Annotated in this window: 16 protein-coding genes; 9 read left to right on the plus strand and 7 right to left on the minus strand. The window is 59.0% G+C overall.

Translation table 11 applies throughout. From position 1 onward, the window contains the following. Together BZK31_RS21005 and BZK31_RS21010 are read right to left on the minus strand one after the other, a co-directional pair. A partial coding sequence (locus tag BZK31_RS21005; RefSeq protein ID WP_157900773.1) for an ABC transporter permease subunit occupies nucleotides 1-458 on the minus strand: 458 nt, incomplete at its 3' end. A gap of 70 nt (nucleotides 459-528) precedes the next feature. Beyond that, the gene (locus BZK31_RS21010; protein ID WP_083185071.1) at nucleotides 529-1,557 is read right to left on the minus strand and encodes an amino acid ABC transporter substrate-binding protein; all 1,029 of its coding nucleotides are present in this window, start codon (nucleotides 1,555-1,557) and stop codon (nucleotides 529-531) included. Nucleotides 1,558-2,039: 482 nt separating this feature from the next. On the opposite strand from BZK31_RS21010, the gene BZK31_RS21015 reads away from it, so the two are divergent. Both BZK31_RS21015 and rhlB read left to right on the plus strand, forming a co-directional pair. Next, a complete protein-coding gene (locus tag BZK31_RS21015) occupies nucleotides 2,040-2,699 on the plus strand; it encodes an alpha/beta hydrolase (RefSeq protein ID WP_083185073.1) in 660 nt (219 codons plus the stop codon). Nucleotides 2,700-2,816: 117 nt separating this feature from the next. Continuing rightward, the gene (gene rhlB / locus BZK31_RS21020) at nucleotides 2,817-4,289 is read left to right on the plus strand and encodes an ATP-dependent RNA helicase RhlB (protein WP_087881687.1); all 1,473 of its coding nucleotides are present in this window, start codon (nucleotides 2,817-2,819) and stop codon (nucleotides 4,287-4,289) included. Nucleotides 4,290-4,298: 9 nt separating this feature from the next. Here rhlB and moaE read toward each other — a convergent pair whose 3' ends face one another. From moaE to BZK31_RS21045, 5 genes are all read right to left on the minus strand, one after another. Beyond that, nucleotides 4,299-4,748, minus strand: coding sequence for a molybdopterin synthase catalytic subunit MoaE (gene moaE, locus BZK31_RS21025; RefSeq protein ID WP_083185074.1), 450 nt, complete (start codon nucleotides 4,746-4,748; stop codon nucleotides 4,299-4,301). Between the two features lie 2 nt (nucleotides 4,749-4,750). Further along, entirely contained in the window at nucleotides 4,751-4,996 is a 246-nt protein-coding gene (locus BZK31_RS21030; RefSeq protein ID WP_083185076.1) for a MoaD/ThiS family protein, read from the minus strand. Beyond that, nucleotides 4,993-5,478 (minus strand): cyclic pyranopterin monophosphate synthase MoaC, encoded by a 486-nt coding sequence (gene moaC, locus BZK31_RS21035; RefSeq protein WP_083185078.1) that lies wholly within the window; start codon nucleotides 5,476-5,478, stop codon nucleotides 4,993-4,995. Before moaC ends, BZK31_RS21030 begins: the two co-directional genes overlap by 4 nt. A 194-nt stretch (nucleotides 5,479-5,672) precedes the next feature. After that, the gene (locus BZK31_RS21040; protein ID WP_083185079.1) at nucleotides 5,673-7,067 is read right to left on the minus strand and encodes a PhoH family protein; all 1,395 of its coding nucleotides are present in this window, start codon (nucleotides 7,065-7,067) and stop codon (nucleotides 5,673-5,675) included. Between the two features lie 294 nt (nucleotides 7,068-7,361). Continuing rightward, nucleotides 7,362-8,540: a polysaccharide deacetylase family protein gene (locus BZK31_RS21045; protein ID WP_083185081.1), complete on the minus strand. Its 1,179-nt coding sequence runs from the start codon at nucleotides 8,538-8,540 to the stop codon at nucleotides 7,362-7,364. Between the two features lie 200 nt (nucleotides 8,541-8,740). On the opposite strand from BZK31_RS21045, the gene yaaA reads away from it, so the two are divergent. From yaaA to algG, 7 genes are all read left to right on the plus strand, one after another. Continuing rightward, the gene (gene yaaA, locus BZK31_RS21050; protein ID WP_083185083.1) at nucleotides 8,741-9,520 is read left to right on the plus strand and encodes a peroxide stress protein YaaA; all 780 of its coding nucleotides are present in this window, start codon (nucleotides 8,741-8,743) and stop codon (nucleotides 9,518-9,520) included. Between the two features lie 816 nt (nucleotides 9,521-10,336). Then, entirely contained in the window at nucleotides 10,337-11,653 is a 1,317-nt protein-coding gene (locus tag BZK31_RS21055; protein WP_083185085.1) for a nucleotide sugar dehydrogenase, read from the plus strand. A gap of 98 nt (nucleotides 11,654-11,751) precedes the next feature. Further along, nucleotides 11,752-13,233, plus strand: a complete 1,482-nt coding sequence (gene alg8 / locus BZK31_RS21060; RefSeq protein WP_083185087.1) for a mannuronan synthase — start codon at nucleotides 11,752-11,754, stop codon at nucleotides 13,231-13,233. A gap of 40 nt (nucleotides 13,234-13,273) precedes the next feature. After that, complete coding sequence (locus BZK31_RS21065; protein ID WP_083185089.1) at nucleotides 13,274-14,446, plus strand: alginate biosynthesis protein Alg44; 1,173 nt, start codon at nucleotides 13,274-13,276, stop codon at nucleotides 14,444-14,446. Nucleotides 14,447-14,448: 2 nt separating this feature from the next. Continuing rightward, entirely contained in the window at nucleotides 14,449-15,861 is a 1,413-nt protein-coding gene (algK, locus tag BZK31_RS21070; protein WP_083185091.1) for an alginate biosynthesis TPR repeat lipoprotein AlgK, read from the plus strand. Next, nucleotides 15,858-17,339 carry an alginate export family protein gene (locus BZK31_RS21075; protein WP_083185092.1) on the plus strand — a complete coding sequence of 494 codons (1,482 nt, stop codon included), beginning with the start codon at nucleotides 15,858-15,860 and terminating at the stop codon, nucleotides 17,337-17,339. The genes algK and BZK31_RS21075 overlap by 4 nt, the downstream gene beginning before the upstream one ends. A gap of 26 nt (nucleotides 17,340-17,365) precedes the next feature. Continuing rightward, entirely contained in the window at nucleotides 17,366-18,976 is a 1,611-nt protein-coding gene (algG, locus tag BZK31_RS21080; RefSeq protein ID WP_083185094.1) for a mannuronan 5-epimerase AlgG, read from the plus strand. Nucleotides 18,977-18,980 lie beyond the last annotated feature (4 nt).

Consider the following 18,980-nt stretch of genomic DNA (forward strand, 5'->3'; position numbering starts at 1 on the left):
CCGGGCAGCGTCAGGAAGACCGCGGTGTACCAGAACAGGATCTGCAGCAAGGGCGGAATGTTGCGGAAGACTTCGACATACACCGTTGCCAGCTTGCTGATCATCCAGTTCGGAGACAGGCGGGCAACGCCGATGATGAAGCCCAGCAATGTCGCCAGGATGATACCGATGACCGAGACCAGCAATGTGTTCAGCAGGCCGATGACAAACACGCGGGCATAGCTGTCCGCTTCGCTGTAGTCGATCAGATGCTGGGCAATGCCGAAACCGGCACTGCGCTCGAGAAAGCCAAAACCGGAGGTGATACCCCGGTGCTGGAGGTTGGTCTGGGTGTTGTCGAACATGAACCAGCCCAACGAGACCACCGCAATGACAGTGATGATCTGAAATAACCACGCGCGCACTTTCGGATCGCTCAGAGTGAGCTTTTGCTTGGGTGCGACGATTTGCTTTTCCATGAAATGCCCCAGGAAAAATCCAACAGAACAACGCCCGACAGGCTCAAAAGCCTGCCGGGCGCCGGGTCAATCAGCGAATAGGTGGTGCGTACTGGATGCCGCCAGCGTTCCAAAGAGCATTCTGGCCACGCTTGATTTTCAGCGGGGTGGACTCGCCCAGGTTGCGTTCGAACATCTCGCCGTAGTTGCCGACCTGCTTGACGATCTGCACAACCCAGTCTTTAGGCAGCTTCAGGTCTGCACCGTAGGCACCGTCAGCGCCGAGCATACGGGCAACGTCAGGGTTCTTGGTCGACTTGGCTTCTGCTTCGACGTTCTTGGAGGTCACTTTGGCCTCTTCGGCGTTCAGCATGGCGAACAGGGTCCACTTGACGATCGAGAACCACTCTTCGTCGCCTTTACGCACGACCGGGCCCAGCGGCTCCTTGGAGATCACTTCCGGCAGAACGACGTAGTCATCCGGCTTGGCCAGCTTGCTGCGCTGTGCGTACAGCTGCGACTGGTCGGATGTCAGTACGTCGCAACGACCGCCTTCCAGCGACTTGGCGCTTTCGTCGGAAGTGTCAAACGTGATCGGGGTGTATTTCAGGCCGTTGGAGCGGAAGTAGTCGGAGACGTTCAGCTCGGTGGTGGTCCCTGCCTGGATGCACACGGTCGCGCCGTCCAGTTCCTTGGCGCTCTTGACGCCAAGCTTGTTGTTTACCAGAAAGCCGATGCCGTCATAGTAAGTCACGCCAGCGAAGACCAGGCCCATGCCCGAGTCGCGGGAGCTGGTCCAGGTGGTGTTACGCGACAGGATGTCGATCTCGCCCGATTGCAGCGCGGTGAAGCGCTCTTTGGCGTTCAACTGGCTGAACTTGACCTTGGTCGCGTCGCCAAACACGGCTGCAGCTACGGCACGGCATACGTCGGCGTCGATACCGGTGATCTTGCCGGTCGCATCAGGAACGGAAAAACCTGGCAGGCCATCGCTGACGCCGCACTGAACAAACCCTTTCTTCTGAATAGCATCGAGTGTGGCACCTGCGTTGGCAGCCCCGGCCACACCAAGTGCTGCTACTGCTGTTACGACCGCCAGGGTGGATTTCAACATCTTCATTCAAAATCTCCAGTTTGCTCTTTGTTGTGTGGGAGTTTCAGTGGCATCGCACCCTTGTGAGGCATAAATGACCCGTGCTGGCTTTTTTTTGGGTCATGCGCACCGGACCTGAATCATGCACCTCGGGGAAGATCGTTCTGCCCTTCGAGCTGCATCATTCGAAACGGTCCCTAAGACTGTAGCCCCGTGTTTTCCCGAACCCTAACGGTGCAGGTGGAATCGTGCCGCGAATCCTGACGCTTGGACTCTCGTGCTGCTTTTCGACCGTTACAAGTAATAGCTTTATAGTGTTACCGAACGATGAGAGCAGTCAGCCTCCAGTCGTGCTGTAGCAAAGCCCGTACCAGCATGCTGGCTAAGTCGAATTAGAGACAGGTCAAGACAAAAACTTGTACCCTTGCGACATCTTCTTTCATATTTAAACAAGTCGCGCACTTTATTAATGCGCCCAAAAAGCGCCCGCGCACAAAAATGGAGCAGTCATGAGCGACCCTTTGATCCTCGAACCTTCCGGCACCGTCGATGCGTGCGTCATCTGGCTGCACGGCCTGGGTGCCGACCGCTACGATTTTCTGCCGGTGGCCGAAGCCTTGCAGGAGTCGTTGTTGACCACACGCTTCGTTCTGCCGCAGGCGCCAATGCGCGCAGTGACAGTCAATGGCGGCTACCAAATGCCGAGCTGGTATGACATCAAAGCCATGAGCAGCGAGGCCCGCGCCATCGATCACGATGAGATGGAAGCCTCGGCGCAACAGGTGTTGAACCTGATCAAGCAACAGCGCGACAGTGGCATCAATCCGGCGCGGATCTTTCTGGCAGGCTTTTCCCAGGGCGGCGCGGTGGTATTGCACGCCGGTTATCTGCGCTGGCAGGGTCCGCTCGGTGGGGTGCTGGCGCTGTCGACTTATGCGCCGACCTTCAATAATCAGATGACGCTTTCTGCCAGCCAGCAGCGCATCCCCGCCCTCTGCCTGCACGGTCAACACGACGAAGTGGTGCACAACGTGATGGGCCGGACCGCCTACGAACATCTAAAGGCGCAAGGTGTCACCGCACACTGGCAGGAGTACCCAATGGGGCACCAAGTGTTACCGCAGGAAATTCACGACATCGGCGTCTGGCTGGCTGAAAGGCTTCGCTGACAGTCGCTTCGCAGCGCTCTGGCCCGCAGCCTTTTGTAGCGCATCGTGCATGACACTACGCCGAGCACGGTTCTTGCTTTACACTGCTCGGCGTACATTCCTTAACCAATTGACGAGATGACCGTGCTCAAAGCACTCAAAAAGATGTTCGGTAAAAGCGAGGCCGGACAACTCGCGCCCGCTCCGACACCCCCAGTATCCGCCCCTGCCGAGCCCGTCAAAGGCCAGAGTCAGGCGCGTCCTGCCCAGACACCCACCGAGAAGACTGGCGAGAACACGACTGCAGAGCCCTCCAGAGCCAGAACGCCGCGCGCCGACAAAGCGAAAACCGAGCGCCCACGTCGCGAACGCGTGGTTAAACCGCCCGCCCCTGCCTGGAAACTCGAAGACTTCGTCGTCGAGCCGCAGGAAGGCAAGACCCGTTTTCATGACTTCAACCTCGCTCCGGAATTGATGCACGCCATTCAGGATCTGGGTTTCCCGTACTGCACGCCGATCCAGGCAGGCGTTCTGGGCTACACCCTCAAGGGCAAGGACGCCATTGGCCGCGCCCAGACCGGCACCGGCAAGACGGCCGCGTTCCTGATCTCGATCATTGAGCAACTGACCCAGACGCCGCCGCCCGCCGAGCGCTACATGGGTGAGCCACGCGCCCTGATCATCGCGCCAACCCGCGAACTGGTGGTGCAGATCGCCAAGGATGCCGCCGACCTGACCAAGTACACCAACCTGAACGTCATGACGTTCGTCGGTGGCATGGACTTCGACAAGCAGCTCAAGCAGCTCGAAGCGCGCCATTGCGACATCCTGGTCGCCACGCCGGGCCGCCTGCTGGACTTCAACCAGCGCGGCGAAGTGCATCTGGACATGGTCGAAGTCATGGTGCTCGACGAAGCCGACCGCATGCTGGATATGGGTTTCATTCCCCAGGTGCGTCAGATCATTCGTCAGACTCCGCACAAAGGTGAACGCCAGACGCTACTGTTCTCGGCCACCTTCACTGAAGACGTGATGAACCTGGCCAAGCAATGGACCACGGATCCGTCCATCGTCGAGATCGAATCGGTCAACGTTGCCAGTGACAACGTCGAACAGCATATCTATGCCGTGGCCGGTGCCGACAAGTACAAATTGTTGTACAACCTGGTGAACGATAACGGCTGGGAACGCGTGATGGTGTTCGCCAACCGCAAGGACGAAGTGCGACGCATTGAAGAGCGCCTGGTGCGCGACGGTGTCAACGCAGCGCAATTGTCCGGCGACGTGCCGCAGCACAAACGGATCAAGACACTGGAAGGCTTCCGCGAAGGCAAGATTCGCGTACTGGTCGCCACCGACGTGGCCGGTCGCGGCATCCACATCGACGGCATCAGCCACGTGATCAACTTCACCCTGCCGGAAGTGCCGGATGACTACGTGCACCGCATCGGTCGTACCGGTCGCGCAGGCGCCGAGGGTGTTTCGATCAGCTTTGCCGGTGAAGACGACTCGTATCAGTTGCCTGCCATCGAAGAAAAGCTGGGCCGCAAGATCAGCTGCGAAACGCCGCCGACTGAACTGCTGCGCCCCGTGGTGCGCCGCACGACCTGACAGGCCGACCTATTTCCAGCGATCAGCCGCCGCGTGATCGCTGGCTCGCCCCTCTACCCAACGCGGGCCTTCCGAGGTGTTTTCACGCTTCCAGAACGGGGCGCGGGTTTTCAGGTAATCCATGACGAAGTCACAGGCCTCGAACGCGGCCTGGCGATGTGCGCTGGCAACGCCAACAAATACGATCGGCTCGCCCGGCTCCAGCGCACCGACCCGATGCAACACTTCGAGCCTGAGCAGCGGCCAGCGCTGCCCGGCTTCGGTGACGATCTTCTCCAAAGCCTTTTCAGTCATTCCCGGATAATGCTCCAGAAACATCCCTGACACGTCACGACCGTCATTGAAGTCGCGCACGTAGCCGACAAAACTCACCACCGCGCCGATGCCGACATGGGCTGCGTGCAGCGCATTGACTTCATTGCCGGGGTCGAACGCTGTCGATTGGACGCGAACCGTCATGATCAGCCTCCGGTCACGGTAGGAAAGAACGCAACCTCATCGCCGTCCTGCAGAGGCTCGTCCAGCGGGCACAACTCCTGATTGCGAGCGCACATCAGGTTCTGCTCGCCGAGCACTTGCCAGGCGTCGCCACGCAGCAAAAGATGCTGGCGCAGGGCGTCCAGCGTCGCGAAATCCCCCTCGACCCGCTCGCTGTCCAGCCCCAGCGCTTCGCGATAGCGGGCAAAATATTGAACCTGCAACTTCATTGAGACGCCTCCACGTCACCGGCGATGAAGTGACCGCTCTTGCCACCGAGCTTCTCCAGCAGGCGGACCGACTCAATGACCATGCCGCGGTCCACCGCCTTGCACATGTCATAAATGGTCAGCGCCGCAACGCTGGCAGCTGTCAACGCTTCCATTTCCACACCGGTCTGCCCGGCCAGCTTGCAGCGCGCCGTGATGCGCACCGCGTCGTTGCCTTCGGCCGCGAGTTCGACCTTGACGCTGGTCAGCATCAGCGGATGGCAGAGCGGGATCAGGTCACTGGTCTTTTTCGCCGCCTGAATGCCTGCGATACGGGCCACGGCGAACACATCGCCTTTGGGGTGACCACCGCTGACGATCATTTGCAGCGTAGCAGGCAGCATACGCACAAGGGCGCAGGCCACGGCTTCACGGGACGTCACCGCTTTATCGGTGACATCGACCATGTTGGCGCGACCTTGAGAATCGAGATGAGTGAGCACAGTTCTACTCCTGAACAGGAGCGGCGATTGTAAACCTAAACGCAAAGGATAGGGCCGACGCTATCGCGGACAAGTCCGCTCCCACAAGAGCGGTCCGCATGCTCACCACCGACCGTGGGACTTGTCCGCGAAGGAACCTGAATCAGGAACCGCCCCACTCCCGCAGCCAGAGGCTGCAGGAGTGGGAGACGGCATTACAGATGGCTTTCTGCGTATTCGGCCAGGATGGAGCGTGGCACGCCCTGAAGGGTGATGTGCACGCCGTTGGGGAAATCCTTGAAACGCTCCGTCAGGTAGGTCAGCCCGGAACTGGTGGCCGACAGGTAAGGGGTATCGATCTGCGCCAGGTTGCCCAGGCAGACCACTTTGGAACCGGCGCCGGCACGGGTGATGATGGTTTTCATCTGGTGCGGTGTCAGGTTCTGGCATTCATCGATCAGAATCAGACTCTGTTGAAAGCTGCGACCCCGGATGTAGTTGAGTGATTTAAACTGCAGCGGCACTTTACTGAGGATGTAGTCGACGCTGCCGTGGGTGCTCTCGTCATCCATATGCAGGGCTTCGAGGTTGTCGGTGATCGCACCAAGCCATGGCTCCATCTTTTCCGCTTCAGTCCCCGGCAGAAAGCCGATTTCCTGATCCAGCCCTTGAACGCTGCGGGTCGCGATGATGCGGCGATAGCGTTTGGTGACCATGGTCTGCTCGATGGCAGCTGCCAAGGCCAGAATGGTCTTGCCGGAACCGGCGGCACCGGACAGGTTGACCAGATGAATATCCGGATCGAGCAGCGCGAACAGCGCCAGCCCCTGATAGATGTCTCGCGGCTTCAGACCCCAGGCCTCCTGATGCAGCAGCGGCTCCTGGTGCATGTCCAGAATCAGCAGTTCGTCATTTCTGACGCCCTTGATCCAGCCGACGAAACCCTGTTCATCCACGATGAACTCGTTGATGTGAACCGCTGGCAGGCTTTCGTTCAACTGTACGCGGTGCCAGGTACGCCCACGCTCCTGACGGGTATCGACTTTGTTGACGCGGTCCCAGAACGAGCCTGTCATGTCGTGGTAGCCACGGGACAACAGCGAAACGTCGTCCACCAGTTGGTCGGTGCTGTAATCCTCCGCCGCGATGCCACATGCACGGGCCTTGAGGCGCATGTTGATGTCTTTGGTCACCAGCACCACGCTCAAGTCCTTGTTGCGCGCGTGCAGGTCGATCAATTGGTTGATGATGATGTTGTCGTTCAGGTGCTCAGGCAGCAGGCTGTTGGGTTCCTCGCGCTTGCTCATCAGAATCGACAGAAAGCCCTTGAAGACACCGGTGCCACGGTCGATCGGTACGCCTTTTTCAACTTCTTCGGGAGACGCTTCACCCAGTGTCTTGTCGATCAGGCGAATGGCCTGCCGACATTCGGCGGCCACTGAATGTTTACCTGCCTTGAGCTTGTCCAGTTCCTCCAGAACGGTCATGGGGATGGCGACGTGGTGTTCTTCGAAATTCAGCAGTGCGTTGGGGTCATGGATCAATACATTGGTATCGAGCACGTAAAGGATTGGCTGGTTAGTGGAAGGGGTGCGTCCGTGATCATCCATACTCGCTCACCTTTGTAGAAGCCAGGCGACGCAGAACCACGACAGTACTGCGCCACGAAAAGGCCGCCGGTTTCTTCCCTTCAGGCAGGGGAGAAGTGTCGCTCAAGGTGGGTCTTGGGAGACGCCACCTGTGTTGCAGGTTTCGGCGGTCTGTATTCGTAATACAGCAAAAGGGATGACAGAAAAAAGCTCTTTGACAGTTTTTTGAAGTTTATTTCACAGGATGACGAATAGCGCTTGGCGGACGTTCTCAGCGCGTTTACAGTCGGAAGTCAGCTACAGACGATTTAGCGTTTATTCCCCCTCGGGTGCCTCATCCTCACTGCCCTCAAGCCCCTGTTCTTCGGGCGTTTCATACAGATTTCGACAGTCATCCCAGATCAGTTCGCTCTGCGCGGTATTGGCCAGCAATAACGGCAGTGCCGACTGCGCCCTGTTGGCCGAGTCATGGAACACCACGGTACCCCGCCGCCAGAGCAGCATCAGCGTCAGCACCCGATCCCCGACCTGATCGGCCGTCAGTCGGCCGGTGGCATCCTGCGCATCGATATTCCACAGCGACACGCGCAGGTGCTGAGCACGGAAATAATCGCCGCTGTCGGCACGCCGATGCCCGTAAGGCGGGCGGAACAGCGGCACGAAGTTATCCGGGAGAATCTGCTGGACCAGCGCTGAACTGCGTTGAATCGAATCCTGCCAGTCAACCCACTGGCTGTGTGAACGGTATTCCCAACCCTGAATACCTACACACTGCTGACGATAGAGTCCTTGCAGGCTAGCCGCCGAGGTGCTGTCCAGGCGAGCCTGAAGACTTTTTCCCAACACATAGAAAGTGGCTGTCATTTTCTGTTGGCGCATGAAGTCGGCGAGCCAGTCGGTCGCGCCATCGGCAACACTCGGCCCACTGTCGAAATTGAGCTTGAAGGTGCGGTCGGGCATCTCGTCGCCGCTCATTTCATCGGAGTTGTAACGCTCGATCTCGCTGCTGGTCTGCGGAAACAACGCAGCCATGAACAGCAGCTCGTTGAGGTAACGCTGATGAAAGATCGCACTGGGTTTTGCCCATGCCGCGTAGAACGAATCATCGGCGACCTGATATTCCTCGGCCCGCTGACGCAACTGATCCATGTCTTCGACCAGCACGCAGAAGTTGGCGTCCTGCTCGCAGCTTTTCTGGGCGCTTTGATAGTTTTCCAGCAGCCGCGACCACAGCCGGTGACGCACCACATTCAGCGACGACACGTTCACATAGCGCAGACCAAGACGCTGTTTGAGTCCCTCCTCATCAAGCGTTTCACTCAAATACAGCTGATGGGCGAAGGCAAGGATCTCCGCACGGGACGCGACATCGAACAGGGCCGGCGTCTCGAGGCGCTCGGGCCAGACGCTGCGGTCCAGGGTGGCAATTACCGGCGCGGCCGCCTGGGCCTGGCCCCATAACAGACACGCGCACACTGCTAAAACGATACGCAAAACCAAAACCCTCTTTGTCGACTGTCGCGCCATGTCCAGCGCGCCACTATAGCTGATATGGGTCACGCTTCTTATGTCGGCATGCATACAAATCCCGGCACAGGCCGCCACCCAGACCAAACCTGTCTCTATCGCCACCATAGCTGGAGTCGCGCGCCGTCAGCCCCTAGAATCCCCGGACGATAAAAGGAGACGACTTCATGCTGATGGTGATTTCCCCAGCGAAAACCCTCGATTTCGACACACCGCCCACCACCGAACGTTTCACCCGGCCCCAGTATCTGGACCACTCCCAGGAACTGATCGGCCAGCTTCGCGAACTGACGCCCGCTCAGATTGCCGAGTTGATGCACCTGTCCGACAAACTGGCCGGGCTAAACGCCGCTCGTTTCGGCAGTTGGACGCCTGCGTTCACGCCGGACAATGCCAAGCAGGCACTGCTCGCATTCAAGGGTGATGTGTACACGGGACTCCAGGCAGAAACCCTGAGCGACGATCAGCTCAGCTATGCGCAGGATCATCTGCGCATGCTCTCCGGACTCTACGGCCTGCTGCGTCCGTTGGACCTGATGCAGCCTTACCGGCTGGAAATGGGCACGCGTCTGCCCAACGCCCGGGGCAAGGACCTTTATGCCTTCTGGGGTACGCGCATCAGCGAGTGGCTGAACGAAGCATTGGCCGATCAGGGTGACGACCTGCTGCTCAACCTGGCGTCCACCGAGTATTTCTCGGCGGTCAAACGCTCGGCTCTCAAGGCGCGCGTCATCGATACCGAATTCAAGGACCTGAAGAACGGCCAGTACAAGATCATCAGCTTCTATGCCAAGAAAGCACGCGGCATGATGAGCCGCTTCGTCATAGAGGAGCGTATCGAAAGCCCGGAAGCGCTTAGAGCGTTCGACGCGCAGGGATATCGTTATAACGCAGAACAATCTTCCCCTTCCAAGTTGGTCTTTTTGCGCGATAGCGCGGACCACTAATGGCGTCAAAGTTGTGCAGCGCTCGCCCGCTGTACAACATGGGCAGCCTATCTCACGCCTCGCACGACGGCTTTATGACGCCAGATAAACGTCAACTAACGTAACGTTTGTCCTACAAGATAATTTTCTCAAAAAATAAACAAATTTTTTACGTGCTGGCACTTTAGCTTTTCGCACTAGTGGCACTTTCATATCCAGTTACGCAAACGCCCCGTTTATTAAGGGTTTTGCCAGTGTATGCCATCAGTATGCAACCGCTTATGTCACAAAACCGATACATCAAAATCTCCAAAAGAGGACGAGCGGCCCGGAACTAAATGGGAAACCTTACGCTCCTACATCCCGTAACAATTCTCGGCCACCCTGTAGGAGATCACCTACAGAGCGAAGAGGATAAAGGGAAGTTACCAGCAAGCCGTCCTGATCCGGCGGACACGACTGCAGGTACTGAAATTAAAACTCACATCACTAGTTGAAGTAGATAGACAGGCGAAGCACCGGCACGGTGTGGCGCGCAGGACTCGACAAGGACTGCCATGGCTCTGGCCAGCGGCTTTCAGCTCCTGATCCGCCGTCGATCGCTATACATGGAGTGGTTTACTACATCCAAGAGAGCAGGGCCCTGCCCAGAAGGACAGGTCACTTGCCACTTGCACTTAGTGTCATTTGAGTTCGCCACGCTTGTTTGGGCACTCACTCATTAAATATGCCTGCGTTAGTTAGATGGCCTTACACGCTGTCACGGCTCGCGTGTGACATCTGCTGGCCAAAATTAATATCCAGCCAACTTATGGCGTGAACATCGAGGAGAGTACGATGCGTATCAGCATCTTTGGTTTGGGTTACGTCGGTGCGGTCTGTGCCGGTTGCCTGTCTGCACGGGGTCATGAAGTTGTCGGTGTGGATATTTCCAGCACCAAGATCGACCTGATCAATAACGGCAAATCACCTATCGTTGAACCGGGTCTGGAAGACCTGCTGGCGCAAGGTATTCGTACTGGCAAACTGCGTGGTACTACGGACTTCTCCGAAGCGATTCGCGCGACCGATCTGTCGATGATCTGCGTGGGTACACCGAGTAAGAAGAACGGCGATCTGGAACTCGACTTCATCGAATCCGTGTGCCGCGAAATCGGTTACGTCCTGCGTGAAAAGACCTCTCGTCACACCATCGTCGTGCGCAGCACCGTACTTCCGGGCACTGTTGCCAACGTCGTTATCCCGATCCTGGAAGACTGCTCAGGCAAGAAAGCCGGCGTGGACTTCGGCGTTGCCGTAAACCCTGAGTTCCTGCGTGAAAGTACCGCGATCAAGGACTACGACCAGCCACCAATGACCGTAATCGGCGAGTTCGACAAAGCCTCGGGTGATGCCCTGCAATCGCTGTACGAAGAACTGGACGCACCGATCATCCGCAAGGACATCGCCGTTGCCGAAATGATCAAGTACACCTGCAACGTGTGGCACGCCACCAAGGTGACGTTCGCCAATGAAATCGGCAACATCGCCAAGGCTGTCGGCGTCGACGGTCGTGAAGTAATGGACGTGGTCTGCCAGGACAAAGCGCTGAACCTGTCCCAGTACTACATGCGTCCAGGCTTCGCGTTCGGCGGTTCCTGCCTGCCGAAGGACGTCCGTGCCCTCACCTACCGCGCCAGCAGCCTGGACGTTGAGGCTCCCCTGCTCAACTCCCTGATGCGCAGCAACGTGTCTCAGGTGCAGAACGCTTTCGACATGGTCGCCAGCTACGACAGCCGCAAAGTTGCGCTGCTGGGTCTGAGCTTCAAGGCCGGCACCGACGATCTGCGCGAAAGCCCGCTGGTAGAGCTGGCCGAAATGCTGATCGGCAAAGGCTTCGACCTGAGCATCTTCGACAGCAACGTCGAATACGCACGCGTCCACGGCGCCAACAAGGACTACATCGAATCGAAGATTCCGCACGTTTCCTCGTTGCTGAATTCCGACTTCGACCAAGTCATCAATGACTCTGACGTCATCATCCTGGGCAACCGCGACGAGCGTTTCCGCGCCCTCGCCAACCAGACCCCTGAAGGCAAGCGCGTCATCGACCTGGTGGGCTTCATGTCCAAGGCCACCAGCGAAGAAGGCCGTGCAGAAGGTATCTGCTGGTAAATCAGCCGCAAGCCACAAGCGCCAAGCTCCAGGCCACTCGTTCAAGCACTGCTTGGGCCTGGGGCTTGAGGCTTGCAACTGACTTAGGGATACAGATTATGCAGAGGCTAAAAAACGGCCTGCTACAGGCCGCCGGTTGGCTGTTCTATCTCAGTTTATTAATGGGCATTGCCACGGCATTGCCCACCAGTATCTTCGACTCCCAGTCTAAGAACTTTATATTCCTGATTGGCGCCGTGGGTATCTGGCGTTATTCAATGGGTATTACGCACTTTGTGCGCGGAATGATCTTTTTATATGTGGTGTATCCCCACTTGCGTCGCAAAGTTCGCAAGTTGGGTAAAGCCGCGGATCCTTCCCATGTGTTTTTGATGGTCACCAGCTTTCGTATCGACGCGCTGACCACCGCTCAGGTGTACAGCTCGGTGATGCGTGAAGCAATCAACTGCGGCCTGCCGACCACCATCGTCTGCTCGCTGGTTGAAATGTCCGACGAACTGCTGGTCAAGGCAATGTGGGCCCGGCTGAATCCGCCGGAGCGTGTGAAGCTGGACTTCGTGCGTATTCCAGGCACCGGCAAGCGTGATGGTCTGGCATACGGTTTCCGTGCGATTTCGCGCCACCTTCCCGATGAACGCGCCGTCGTGGCCGTGATTGACGGCGACACCGTTCTCAACGAAGGCGTCGTGGCCAAGACCGTACCGTGGTTCCAGTTGTTCGAAAACGTCGGCGGCCTGACCACCAACGAGTTCTGTGAAGTGCGCGGCGGTTACATCATGAGCGAGTGGCACAAGCTGCGTTTCGCTCAACGCCACATCAACATGTGCTCGATGGCCCTGTCCAAGCGCGTGCTGACCATGACCGGACGGATGTCGGTTTTCCGTGCCACCGTAGTCACCGACCCGGAGTTCATCGCCGACGTGGAAAGCGACTCGCTCAAGCACTGGCGTCTGGGCACGTTCCGCTTTCTGACCGGCGACGACAAGTCCAGCTGGTTCAGCCTGATGCGCCTGGGTTACGACACCTTCTACGTGCCGGATGCCGCAATCAACACCGTTGAGCACCCGCCCGAGAAGAGTTTCCTGAAGGCCAGCCGCAAGCTGATGTACCGCTGGTACGGCAACAACCTGCGTCAGAACTCGCGTGCGCTGGGCCTGGGCATTCGTCGTCTGGGGCTGTTCACCAGTGTGGTGCTGTTCGACCAGCGTGTATCGATGTGGACCTCCATCCTCGGTCTGACGGTCGCCATCATCGCCAGCTTCAAGTATGGCGGAGCGTTCCTGCTGATGTACCTGCTGTGGATCGGCATGACCCGCCTGATCCTCACGCTGCTGCTGTCCTTCTCGGGACACAGGATCGGCCCCGCCTACCCCCTGATTCTCTATTACAACCAGATCGTCGGCGCCCTGATGAAGATTTACGTCTTCTTCCGCCTGGACCGCCAGTCCTGGACGCGCCAGGACACCAAACTCAGCCGCGACATGGCCAGCTTCCAGGGCTGGTTCAACACGTGGTCGTCCCGAACCATGACTTTCTCGGCTGGCACCATCTTCGTCGCCGTGCTGTTGACGATGGTTTGACCGGGCCAACGGATTAATCGCTTAAGTAGGAAAAATAGCCATGAATACAGCCGTGAATGCGAACGTCGTACATGAATCCGAAGCCCAGCGCCAACACGCCCGGGTCAAGATCCCTGCCAAGCTGCGCCTGCTGAACGATCAGCCTAACGCGCCGCTGGTGCGTATCGAAGACCTGTCGGCCGGCGGCCTGAGCTTCATTGCCCCGGCAGGCCACAAGTACACTGCCGGTGAAGTGATCAAGGGCCGTCTGCAGTTCCTGATCGATAACCTCGGTCTGGCCATGGACGTTGAACTGCAAGTCCGTTCGGTGGACAGCGCCAGCGGCCGTGTCGGTTGCCAGTTCCAGAACCTGGAAGCCCAGGACATCGCCACGCTGCGCCATTTGATCACCTCGCACTTGTCCGGCGACATCGTCAGCCTGGGCGAAGTGCTGGCAACCCTGCAGCGCGACAATTTCACCAAGGCGCGCAAGGTCAAGGGCAACGACGGCGGCATGAGCGCGATGGGTCGCCTGCGTGCCGTTACCTTCAGCCTGGGTATCTTCATTGTCGGTCTGGCTGCATTCGGCTTCATCTTCAAGACCATTTACGGCCTGTATTTCGTCAGCCACGCGTCGGCCGGCCTGGTATCGATCCCGAGCATGGACATCACCATGCCACGTGAAGGCACGGTGCAGAGCCTGGTTCAGCCCAACGGCGAAACCACCAAAGGCGCGCCACTGGCCACCTTCAACACCAGCATGCTGGAAATGCTCAAAGGCAGCCTGACCGGTGAAGACCTGCAGCCCGCCAAGATCGAAGAGCTGTATGGCAAGCAGATGAGCGGCACCCTGACCAGCCCGTGTGACTGTGTCGTTGCCCGCCAACTGGTCGCCGACGGTCAGTACGCCAGCAAAGGTCAGGTGATCTTCCAACTGGTGCCACGCAACGCGCCCGCTACCGTTGAAGCACGCTTCACCTATCGCCAGTTCAACGACGTCAAGCCAGGCACCCGTGTCAGCTTCCAGATCGCTGGCGAAGACAAACTGCGTACCGGCCAGATCGTCAGCAGCGCCAACCTGAGTGACACCGACCTGTCCACCGACATTCGTGTCCAGATCAAGCCTGACGAAAGCCTGAGCAGCTCGCTCGCCGGTCGTCCTGTCGAAGTCGTCAGCGATCGCGGTCCATCCGTGAACTGGCTGCTCGACAAAGCCATGGCCGCGGGTCTGTAATCATGAACAGCCCACTACGACGCCTGTCGACCCCCACGCTATTGAGCCTCGCCGTCGCGCTCGGCCTGAGCGGCTGTGCCGGCCTGCCCGATCAACGTCTTGCCAATGAAGCCCTGAAAAACGGCGACACTGCATTGGCGGAGCAGAACTATCGGCAGCTGGCGGACCTGGGCTACAGCGATGCACAGGTTGGTCTGGCGGATATTCAGGTCAACACCCGCGACCCGGCGCTGCTCAAGCAGGCCGAGGCCACCTACCGCGCGGCCGCCGAGACTTCGCCCCGGGCGCAATCGCGTCTGGGCCGTCTGCTCGCCGCCAAGCCGGATGCCACCGATGCCGAGCGCCACGAAGCCGAAGCGCTGCTGAAGAAAGCCTTCGCCAATGGCGAGTCCGGCACGCTGGTTCCGCTGGCCATGCTCTACCTGCAATACCCGCATACCTTCCCGGAAGTGAATGCCCAGCAGAAGATCAGCCAGTGGCGCGCCGCCGGTTACCCTGAAGCGGGTCTGGCCCAAGTGCTGCTGTATCGCACTCAAGGCACTTACGACCAGCATCTGGATGAAGTCGAAAGCATCTGCAAGCAGGCGCTGAACACCACCGACATCTGCTACGTCGAACTGGCCACTGTCTATCAGACACGCGGCCAGGCCGAGCCTCAGGCAGCGCTGATCGAGCGCCTCAAAAGCGAATACGCTGCGGGCCGCATCAGCGCCCAGCGCGTGGACAGCGTGGCACGCGTACTCGGCGACTCCACCATCGGCACCCCGGACGAAAAGACTGCCCAGCAATTGCTGGAAAACATCGCGCCGGGCTACCCGGCGTCGTGGGTCACGCTGGCCAAGCTGCTTTACGACTTCCCCGAACTCGGCGACGTCAACAAGATGATGGAGTACCTGGAGAACGGCCGTGCGGCCGACCAGCCACGCGCCGAACTGCTGCTGGGTCGCCTGTATTACGAAGGCAAGTGGGTGACGCCCGATGCTTTCAAGGCTGAAGAGCACTTGAAGAAAGCCGCTGCGACGGAAATTTCCGCCCATTACTACCTGGGTCAGATCTACCGCCGTGGCTACCTGGGCCAGGTCTACTCGCAAAAGGCCGTGGACGAATTGCTGATCGCCGCACGTGGCGGCCAGAACAGCGCCGACTTCGCCCTCGCGCAACTGTTCTCCCAAGGCAAGGGCACCCTGCCCGACCCGGTCAACGCCTGGGTCTTCGCCCAGCTGGCACTGACCACCGAAACACCGCAGGCCACCGAACTGGCCCAGCAACTGAGCACCACACTGCCGCCTGAAAAGCTCGCCGGCGCCAAGGATTTGTTGGCACGTGAGCAAAAAGTCCGGGGCGCAACCGCCAACCAGAACGCGATGGCGATGCAGGCCCTGCAAGAAGAAAAAGACGGTGAGGAAGCACTATGAAGTTGAATCCCCTGATGGCCGCTGGCGTGGGCCTTGGCTTCAGCCTGCTTTGGGCCTGCCCGACGCTGGCAGCGCTGACCGAACAACAGAACTTCGGTCTGGAAGTGAAAGCTACCGGCCAGCTTGAAGACGACCGCGATCTGGGCACCCGTTCGGGCGGCGATGTCAGCGGTCTGGGCCTGGACCTGCGTCCGTGGGTCTACGGCGAGCGCGGCAACTGGAGTGCTTACGCCATGGGTCAGGTGGTCACCGCCACCGACACCATTCAGACCGACCCGCTGGAGCAGTCCACCGGCGCAGGCGACGGTCAGACTCAGGTCTCTCGCGGCACCGCCAGCGAGCGCGAAGTCGACAAAACCTACGCAGCACTGCGCGAATTCTGGATCGGCTACAGCGGTTTCACGCCCTACCCTGGCGAGATCCTGAAAGTCGGTCGTCAGCGTCTGCGCAATGACGACGGCCAATGGCACGACACCAACATCGAAGCCGTCAACTGGACCTTCGACACCACGCTGCTGCGTGCCGAACTGGGCGCTGCACAACGTTTCAGCGAGTACCGCACCGACCTGACCGAACTGGCGCCGGACGACGAAGACCGCCAGCATCTGTTCGGCTCGGCCAGCTACCAGTGGACACCGGGTCACTGGGCAGGCGTTCGTGCGCACTACAGCCACGACGACGGCAAGCTCAAAGATCAGGGCCAGGAGCTCGACGACCTCGACAAGACGTCCAACGGCAACCTGACCTGGCTGGGTCTGCAGGCTGACAGCGATGCTTACAACTACCGCAACACCCATCAGCTCAACTACTGGGGCAGCCTGACCTGGCTCAACGGCACCCGTGACGAAATCGGCGTCAACGGTGTGAACGACCAGTACTTCGCCGGTGAGAAAAACAGCCGCGACATGAACGGCTGGGCCACCGACCTGGGCCTGCGCCTGCGCCTGGATCCACAGTGGCAAGTCGGTGCGGCCTACTCGCGCGCCAGCAAGGACTACGTTCAGAACGGTCTGGAAAGCAACCGTTCGAACTGGACCGGCACCCGCTCGCGAATCCATCGCTTCGGTGAGGCCTTCCAGGGCGAAATGGCCAACGTGGAAACCGGCTCGCTGTTCGCCTCCTGGCAGATGAACGAGGAATACGACGCCTCGCTGATCTACCACAAGTTCCGCCGCGTGGACGGCAACACCGGCATTGGTGGCTCGGGTATCAACGCGGTTCGCGAGAACGGCGACAGCAATACTTTCAGCTCGCTGCCGCTGGAAGATGGTCGCAAGGACCTGGGTCAGGAAATGGACCTGGTCGTGACCAAGTACTTCAAACAGGGTCTGCTGCCAGCCTCGCTGAGTCAGTCCTTCGACGAACCGTCGGCCCTGGTGCGTCTGCGCGCCGGTGTCTTCAAGCCAGGCGATGCGTACCACAACGGCGTGGATGAATACATGCACCGCGCCATCGTCGACGTCATCTGGCGCTTCTGATGCGAACCGCCAAAGGAGTGCCACAGATGAACAGTCAAGCAAGCAACGGGCGCAATCGCACCTGGCCGCACGCCCTGCTCGAAAGCGCCGTGCTGAGCAGCGCGATGCTGATGGCCAGCGGCGCGGCACTGGCCAACGCGCCTGTCACACCCGAGGCGCCGAAGGCGGTGGTCAAGGAGCTGCAACAGGCCAAGTCCTACACCATCACCAGCCCGCCGACCGCGCCGCTGGAAATGGCCAAGCCAGTGCTGCCGGACCTGAGCGGCTACACCGCGGACGCGGCGCTGAAAAAGATCGTGCGCAACAAGCCGGGCAAGGTCACTGTTTCGCGAATGATGGAAGAGACCGGCCTGAAGGAATTCATCGGCGGCGACAACAAGATGGCCGAGTGGGTTGCCCGTCAGAAGGGTATTCCGCAAGCCATCATGATCTCCGACGGTTACGTCAACCTTCAGGACCTGGTGAAGAAAGTCCCCAGGCAGTTTCTCGACGAAGTGTCGCCGGGTGTCTACGTGGCGCGCCTGCCGATCCTGATCAAGCAGACCGGCATCTTCGAGATTGACAGCAAGACCAAGGAATTGCGTCTGTCTCAGGAGAAGGGTTCGTTCATCGTCAGCGAAGGCAAGATGCTGATCACCCACACCCAGGTCAATGCCTGGAGCGAAAGCCGCAACAGTCTGGCGACCTATCGCAAGCCTGACGAGTTTCGTCCGTTCGTGCTGACCTGGGGCGGCTCGGAAACCTGGATCGCCAATACCAAAATGGCGAGCATGGGCTACGACCAGAGCAAGTCCTATGGCGTGAGTATTTCGCAGTACACGCCGAACACCGCGAAGATCCTCAAGCGCGCCGAGCCGACCGGATGGATCATCGACTCGGAATTCTCGGACATGTGGTACGGCTTCTACTGCTACGAGACGCGTGACTTCGTGGTCAAGGGCAACACCTACCGCGACAACATCGTGTACGGCATCGACCCGCACGACCGTTCCCACGGTCTGATCATTGCCGAAAACGACGTCTACGGGACCAAAAAGAAGCACGGGATCATTATTTCCCGGGAAGTCGACAACAGCTTCATCTTTCGCAACAAGAGCCATGACAACAAGTTGTCCGGCGTGGTCCTGGACAGGAACAGTGTGGGCAACATCGTCGCCTATAACGAGATCTATCAGAACCACACCGACGGCATCACCCTGTACGAAAGCGGCAACAACCTGCTGTGGGGCAACCGTGTGATTGCCAACCGCCGCCACGGTATCCGCGTGCGCAACAGCGTGAACATCAAACTGTACGAAAACATCGCCACCGGTAACGGGCTGATGGGCGTCTACGGCCACATCAAGGACCTGAGCGACACCGACCGCGACATCGAACTCGACCCGTTCGATGCCCAGGTGTCGCTGATCATGGTCGGCGGCGAACTGGCCAGCAACGGCTCCGGCCCGTTGTCCATCGACTCGCCATTGAGTGTCGAGTTGTATCGCGTCTCGATGCTGGCCCCGACCAAGGAAGTCGGCATCAGCCTCAACGGCATTCTGGGTGAACGTCAGAACGAGATCCTCGACCTGCTGGTACGCCAGAAGAAAGCCGTATTGATCGACCCCGTCGAAAGCCAGACCGAGCTGCGGGAATGAGGAA

The organism is Pseudomonas floridensis, from assembly GCF_002087235.1.
GTDB lineage: Bacteria > Pseudomonadota > Gammaproteobacteria > Pseudomonadales > Pseudomonadaceae > Aquipseudomonas > Aquipseudomonas floridensis.

Bases quoted from the DNA above. Each gene is read 5' to 3' on its own strand.
- BZK31_RS21015 (WP_083185073.1), top strand. From the start codon at position 2,040: ATGAGCGACCCTTTGATCCTCGAACCTTCCGGCACCGTCGATGCGTGC.
- BZK31_RS21030 (WP_083185076.1), bottom strand. From the start codon at position 4,996: ATGAAGTTGCAGGTTCAATATTTTGCCCGCTATCGCGAAGCGCTGGGG.
- rhlB (WP_087881687.1), top strand. From the start codon at position 2,817: ATGACCGTGCTCAAAGCACTCAAAAAGATGTTCGGTAAAAGCGAGGCC.
- BZK31_RS21010 (WP_083185071.1), bottom strand. From the start codon at position 1,557: ATGAAGATGTTGAAATCCACCCTGGCGGTCGTAACAGCAGTAGCAGCA.
- moaE (WP_083185074.1), bottom strand. From the start codon at position 4,748: ATGACGGTTCGCGTCCAATCGACAGCGTTCGACCCCGGCAATGAAGTC.
- alg8 (WP_083185087.1), top strand. From the start codon at position 11,752: ATGCAGAGGCTAAAAAACGGCCTGCTACAGGCCGCCGGTTGGCTGTTC.
- BZK31_RS21055 (WP_083185085.1), top strand. From the start codon at position 10,337: ATGCGTATCAGCATCTTTGGTTTGGGTTACGTCGGTGCGGTCTGTGCC.
- yaaA (WP_083185083.1), top strand. From the start codon at position 8,741: ATGCTGATGGTGATTTCCCCAGCGAAAACCCTCGATTTCGACACACCG.
- BZK31_RS21065 (WP_083185089.1), top strand. From the start codon at position 13,274: ATGAATACAGCCGTGAATGCGAACGTCGTACATGAATCCGAAGCCCAG.
- algG (WP_083185094.1), top strand. From the start codon at position 17,366: ATGAACAGTCAAGCAAGCAACGGGCGCAATCGCACCTGGCCGCACGCC.
- BZK31_RS21040 (WP_083185079.1), bottom strand. From the start codon at position 7,067: ATGGATGATCACGGACGCACCCCTTCCACTAACCAGCCAATCCTTTAC.
- BZK31_RS21075 (WP_083185092.1), top strand. From the start codon at position 15,858: ATGAAGTTGAATCCCCTGATGGCCGCTGGCGTGGGCCTTGGCTTCAGC.
- algK (WP_083185091.1), top strand. From the start codon at position 14,449: ATGAACAGCCCACTACGACGCCTGTCGACCCCCACGCTATTGAGCCTC.